Origin of the sequence: Methylobacterium sp. Leaf118 (assembly GCF_920984675.1) — a bacterium.
Classification (GTDB): Bacteria; Pseudomonadota; Alphaproteobacteria; order Rhizobiales; family Beijerinckiaceae; genus Methylobacterium.
Genome location: NZ_CAKLBV010000110.1, coordinates 1 through 5,621, shown reverse-complemented (window position 1 = coordinate 5,621; position 5,621 = coordinate 1). Strand labels below are relative to the sequence as shown.

General features: G+C 73.6%; 6 protein-coding genes and 1 pseudogene. 3 read left to right on the top strand and 4 right to left on the bottom strand.

The features are described from left to right. On the top strand, window positions 1–393 hold a 393-nt coding region (locus tag LW587_RS23480), incomplete at its 5' end, for an SPOR domain-containing protein (protein ID WP_232631996.1). A gap of 150 nt (window positions 394–543) precedes the next feature. Further along, on the top strand, window positions 544–1,587 hold the full coding sequence (nagZ, locus tag LW587_RS23475) for a beta-N-acetylhexosaminidase (protein WP_232631995.1): 1,044 nt from the start codon (window positions 544–546) through the stop codon (window positions 1,585–1,587). A gap of 348 nt (window positions 1,588–1,935) precedes the next feature. Here nagZ and LW587_RS24275 read toward each other — a convergent pair whose 3' ends face one another. The 4 genes and pseudogenes from LW587_RS24275 to LW587_RS23460 form a co-directional block, all read right to left on the bottom strand. Beyond that, window positions 1,936–2,340 carry a hypothetical protein gene (locus LW587_RS24275; RefSeq protein ID WP_442919196.1) on the bottom strand — a complete coding sequence of 135 codons (405 nt, stop codon included), beginning with the start codon at window positions 2,338–2,340 and terminating at the stop codon, window positions 1,936–1,938. 335 nt (window positions 2,341–2,675) lie between these two features. Then, window positions 2,676–3,218 (bottom strand): annotated as a pseudogene (locus LW587_RS24270) (septal ring lytic transglycosylase RlpA family protein); the annotation flags it as partial. A gap of 424 nt (window positions 3,219–3,642) precedes the next feature. After that, window positions 3,643–3,954 (bottom strand): ribbon-helix-helix domain-containing protein, encoded by a 312-nt coding sequence (locus LW587_RS23465; protein WP_232631994.1) that lies wholly within the window; start codon window positions 3,952–3,954, stop codon window positions 3,643–3,645. Beyond that, entirely contained in the window at window positions 3,938–4,633 is a 696-nt protein-coding gene (locus LW587_RS23460) for a ParA family protein (protein ID WP_232631993.1), read from the bottom strand. Before LW587_RS23460 ends, LW587_RS23465 begins: the two co-directional genes overlap by 17 nt. A 298-nt stretch (window positions 4,634–4,931) precedes the next feature. Between LW587_RS23460 and LW587_RS23455 the strand changes: the two genes are divergently transcribed. Next, window positions 4,932–5,498, top strand: coding sequence for a PAS domain-containing protein (locus tag LW587_RS23455; protein ID WP_232631992.1), 567 nt, complete (start codon window positions 4,932–4,934; stop codon window positions 5,496–5,498). Window positions 5,499–5,621 lie beyond the last annotated feature (123 nt).

Sequence of the window (5,621 nt, the reverse complement as noted above, 5' to 3'; positions counted from 1 at the left end):
GACGCCGCGACCCCCGCCGAGCCGCAGGCCGCCGCGCCCGCTCCCCGTCCGAAGGCGACCCAGCGCGTCGCCTCCGTGTCCCCGGAGACCACCGCGAGCACGCCGGCCGAGCCGCAGGCCGAGACCACCGCCGCCCTGTCCCAGGCCCCCGTCGGCGGCTACGCGGTGCAGCTCGGCGTGCGCGGCAGCGAGAGCGAGGCCCGCGCGGCCCTCAAGCAGATGCAGGCCAAGTACAGCCAGCTGTCCGGCAAGCCCGAGCTGATCCGGCAGGCCGAGGTGAACGGCAAGACGCTCTTCCGGGTCCGCGTCGGACCCCTCGCCAAGGGCGAGGCCTCGAGCCTGTGCAGCGACCTGCAGGGCGCCGGCGGACAATGCTTCGTCGCCAAGAACTGAGAAGAACTGAGCCGAGCCGAACCCCGAGCCGGCGGCCCATACCCTGACGCAGTCCGCATCGGTGACGACGCGGCGGGCCTGGTGCCCGTCGCCTCGCTCCGTTTTCGCCGCCGCCGCGGACCGTGATCCCCACCCCAGGACGCCGGCCCCATGACATCCGCCGAGCCGACTTTCTCCGAGACGACCTCGGCCGCATCCGGCGCCCGCGCCGTCATCCTCGGCTGCTCCGGTCCGACCCTGACCCCGGAGGAGGCGGCGTTCTTCCGCGATCTCGCCCCCTGGGGCTTCATCCTGTTCAAGCGCAACATCGGCACCCCCGACGAGGTGCGGGCGCTCACGGACGCCCTGCGCGCGACGGTGGGCCGGGCCGACGCCCCGGTTCTGATCGACCAGGAGGGCGGGCGCGTGCAGCGGATGGGCCCGCCGCACTGGCCGAAATACCCGGCCGGCCGCCGCTTCGGCGCGCTCGCCGAGGCGGCGGAGATCGCCCGGCTCGGCGCGCGGCTGATGGCCCACGATCTCGCGGAGGTCGGCATCAACGTCGATTGCGCGCCGATGCTCGACGTGCCGGTGGACGGCTCCGACGACATCGTCGGCGACCGGGCCTACGGCACCCGCCCGGAGGCCGTCATCGCGATCGGCCGCGCCGTCGCCGAGGGGCTGCTGGCGGGCGGCGTGCTGCCCGTGATCAAGCATATCCCCGGACACGGTCGGGCCACCTGCGACAGCCATCTCGACCTGCCCGTGGTCGGGGCCGACCGGGCGAGCCTCGCGGCGTCCGATTTCCAACCCTTCCGGGCGCTCGCCGACATGCCGCTCGCCATGAGCGCCCACGTGGTCTTCACCGCGATCGATCCCGAGCGGCCCGCCACCCTGTCCCCGACGGTGATCCGCGAGATCGTGCGCGGCGCCATCGGGTTCGACGGCCTCCTGATGACCGACGACCTGTCGATGCACGCCCTCCAGGGTCCGTTCCGGGCCCGGGCCGAGGCGGCCCTCGCCGCGGGGATCGACGTCGTGCTCCACTGCAACGGCCGCATGGACGAGATGCGCGCCATCGCCGAGGCGACCCCCCGCCTCGCGGGTGAGGCTGCCCGGCGGGCCGAGGCCGCCCTGGCCCGCCTCGTCGGCCCGGCGGCCTTCGACGTGGCCGAGGCCCGCGCCCGCTTCGAGGCCGCTTTCCAGACCGCCTGATCCCAAGTCGGGCCGGCCGCCGGCGCGCGGGAAAGCCGCTCCCCCCCTCGGGACGAGGCCTCGAGGATCGTGCGCCGCATCGGCGCCGTTGCGCGAGCCGGCGTCCCTCTCTCGGGCCGATGCGATCACGCCGCCCCCTCGTTCGGGAGCGGCGCGTCTCGCCCGGAATCGCGGGCCGGCTCGGGGCTTTCTTCGGGCTTTGCGGGCGCCGTGCGGGCGATCGTCCCCGGCTGCCTTTGTTCCCGGTCGCAGTTGATCGCGCGCCCGGTCCGCTTCGCTCAGGCGGCGGGCCGCTCCCCGCCTGCGGGGCGGCGGGCGACGCCCGCCGACGGGATCACCCGGGACCGGTCAATAGACGCCGGCCACCTTCGAGCGGTCGGCTTTGCCCGCCGGCTTGGCGGCCGGCTTCCCGCGCTCGTTCGCGGCGGGGGGCGACGGGGTCGCGGCGAGACGGGCGACGGCGAGCTTCGAGGTGGTGGGCACGGCCGCCATCCGGGCCGAGGCCTGTGCCGGCGCCGGAGCGTGGGCCGCCGTCTTGGTGGCGGGCTTGGTATCGGGCTTGGTATCGGGCTTGGCGTCGATCCTGGTGTCGATTTTGGCGGCGACCTTGACCGAGCCCTTGCTCGCGTCTCTGGCCGCAACCTTGACCTCGCTCGGGTGCACGGCCCGGGCCATCGCCGCCGGGGGGGCGGCCTCCTTCGAGGCCTTGGCCGGGGTGGCGGCCAGGCGGAGCGGCGGCGGTGCGAGGCGCAACGGGGCCTCCGGCCGATGGCCCGCGGCGGCGGGCCGGGCGCTCTGGCGAGCACGACCGGAGCCGGCCGGGGGGCGCGCGCCGGGGCGGCCTCGGGCGCGTCGTCGTCGCGGGTCTCCGCCGGCTTGAACGCCAGCGCCCGGGCGGGCTGCTCGAAGCGCTCGGGGGCGGGCTCGGCCTCGGAGGGGCCGAGATCGGCCATCATCACCGGGGCCCGGCCGATCGCCGCGGGGGTGCCGTCGGTGCGCAGCGTCGCCAGCAGCTTGCGGTCGTCGCTGCCCGAGACGGAGGCCTTGCCGGCATATTCGATCCGCACCCGCGCCGTGCCCTTGCGGTGGAAGTTGAGGGCGCGGGCGGCCTCCTCGGACACGTCCATGACGCGGTTGGCGTGATAGGGCCCGCGGTCGTTGACCCGCAGGATCATCGAGTAGCCGTTCTCGACATTCGTCACGCGGACGTAGCTCGGAAGCGGCAGGGTCGGGTGGGCGGCGGCGATGGAGTGGCGGTCGAACACCTCGCCATTGGCGGTGACGCGGCCGTGGAAGGCGCTGCCGTACCACGAGGCGAGGCCCTCGCGGACATAGCCCCGCGCGTCCTCGCGGGGCACGTAGGTCCGGCCGGCCACGACGTAGGGCTTGCCCGAGAAGCGCCGTCCGCCCCCTTTCGGGATCGCGTCGCCCTCGTTGAAGACGCGGCGGCTCGCCCGCACGCCGTATTTCGGGTCGATGCCGTTGCCGGAGGAGGGGGCCACGCCCGCCAGTTGCGGGGGCTTGTTGGCGCAGTTGGCGGTGACCAGCGCCACCGTACAGACCGCCAGCAGCTGCAGAACCGGCAAGCCGCGCTGCGCCGGCCTCGTTCCGGCCGTCCTGACACTCGTCATGTCGCCCGCCCGCTTTCCGCCTAACGCCACAGGGCTCCCCTCGGCCGCGGAAAGCGGGGCCGGAGGGATCACGCTCGATACGCCGGCCGGGTGACGTCCCCGGTCCGTCCCCAGAGGATCGTCCGGACGCGGTAAAGGAAGGCTGAACGCCGGATCCATGGCGGGATCGCCGCCGCAGACCCGACACGAAGCTCATGCGGTAAGCCGCTGATTCAACGGTAAAAAATGCGGCCGTTCACGATCCCGGCAGATTGTGCTGAAGCCAATCCTGAAAAGATGTGCACAAGTTTCGGGATCTGCGCCCGTTTCGCCGGTGCGGCGGCGCGGGGCGCGCCGCCCTCCGGGCTGCGGGCGAGGGGATGCCCGGCGTCGTGCGGTGGGGGCCGATCCGGCCGGCCGCGGGGGCCGGCCCCCTCCCCTCCGGTCAGCGCGGCGTCTCGCCCAGCACCTGCTCGATCGAGCGGGCGCCCCGCTGCTTGAACAGGAGGTCGAGGGCCTCCAGCATCAGGGCGTGCATCTTGGCGCGCTCGGAATAGGCGAGGTCGCGCAGCTGGTCGTAGACGGGCGGCTCCAGATAGATCGACATCTGCCGGGCGCGCTGCTTGAGCGTGGCCGCCTTCGCGGGCGGCGCCCCGGGCCGGTCGAGGGCGACGATCTCGGCGCCCGCCGGCCGGGCGGATCTCGGCGCGGCCTCGGCGACGATCGAGGCGAGGCTGAGCTTAGGCTGCCTTGACATGCTTGCCCGTGTCCTTGCCCGTATCCTTGCGCGCGCCGATGGCCCGGCGCAGCGGCGCCCGGACCGTCTGCATCCGCCGCTCGATCCAGCTCCACAGCCGGCGTACCTCGCCCGCGGCCTGTCCCTTCGGGTTGAACTCGGTCACCCCCTGGCCGACGCCGATGGCGTCCTGGTGGTCCGTGCGGGCGACGATGTTGACGTCGGGCAGGATGCCGAGCACCGCGAGCCCGTCCGCCGCGTCGCGGATGCGGTAGGAGCGCGGCGGCGTCTGATTCAGCACGAAGGCGAACTTCTTCTCCAGCCGATAGATCGCCGCCAGGGTCGGCTTGAAGGCGCGCAGGTCCGCGGGCGTCGGGCGGCACGGGATGATGCAGAGATCCGCGGCCCGGATCGCCGAGAGCGTGCCGGTGGAATCGACGCCGGGCGTGTCGATGAAGACGTAGTCGTAGGAGGATTCGGCCAGCCGCTCCATCACGGCGTCGATCTGCGTGGCGTCGATCTGCGCCACCTCCGGACCTTCCGCCGTGCGGTGGTCGAGCCAATCCGAGATCGTGGCCTGCCGGTCCATCTCGAGGATGCAGACGGCGTGGCCCGCTTCCTGCGCCGCGACGGCGAGGGAGATGCACAGGGTGCTCTTGCCGCTGCCCCCCTTCTGCGTGACGAACGTGATCGCTTTCATGGCCGGCCCCTCCCCGCTGGCCCCGGCGCCGGACGTCGCGCGTCCTGTGACACCGGGATGCCCTGATCCGGGTTTCGCCCAACATGGTTAACCCGTGGTTAAGGCCCCGGCGGCCTGGGGTGACAGACCTCAGGTTGCTACAACCGACCCGCCACACGACACGCTTTACGAGTGACACGAGGGCGGGCTAAAGTTTCGTCGGCGTGAGCCCAGGCCCCAAAAATTTACCTGAGGTAGTTTCACGAGGGGCGGTCCGCAGGCCGCGACGGGCTCGCGTGCCAGACGATTCCGGTGACCGATGACGGCCTTCCATCCCGATCTCCCCACCGCCTTCGCGGGCTCGGCCTGCCTCGGGGCCTGGGCCCACGATCCGCGGACCGACCGGCTCGCCCTCTCGCCGGTGCTCGCGCGCCTCCTGGTGGTCGCGCCGGAGGCCGCCGTGGGGGCGCCGCTGGCCGTCGCCCTGGCGGGAATCGAGCCCGAGGACGCGCTGCGCCTTGAGAGCATGCTCCGCTCGGCCGGGGAGGACGGCTGCCCGTTCGAGGCGGAGGTCCGGACCCGGGCCGGACCCGAGGGGCCGCGCTGGCTGCGCCTGATGGGCCGGTCCGGGCGCGACCCCGCCACCGGTGCCCTCGCGACGCAGGGGCTCGCCTTCGACCTGACCGAGGGGCGCAGCCTCGGCGGGTCCGCGGCGTGGCAGGCCCAGCGCAAGGCCAACCGCCTCGCCGACCATGCCGCCGCGATGAAGGATCTGGTCGCGGGCCTGCGCAACCCGCCGCTCGCCCGCCTCGTCGACGAGGTCGCGGTCGAGGTCGGCCACGAGATCGCCCGCCACCTGCGGGGCACGGGCCGCTCGATGCATTGAGCCGGCCCTGTCCGAGGGGGGGCGCTCCCGGACGACGCCGCGGCCAGTCATACCCAATCCGGTTGATCCCTTCGGGATGGCGGATTTGGGCTTCGCTCAAACGCCGCGCGGGCTTGCCTGATC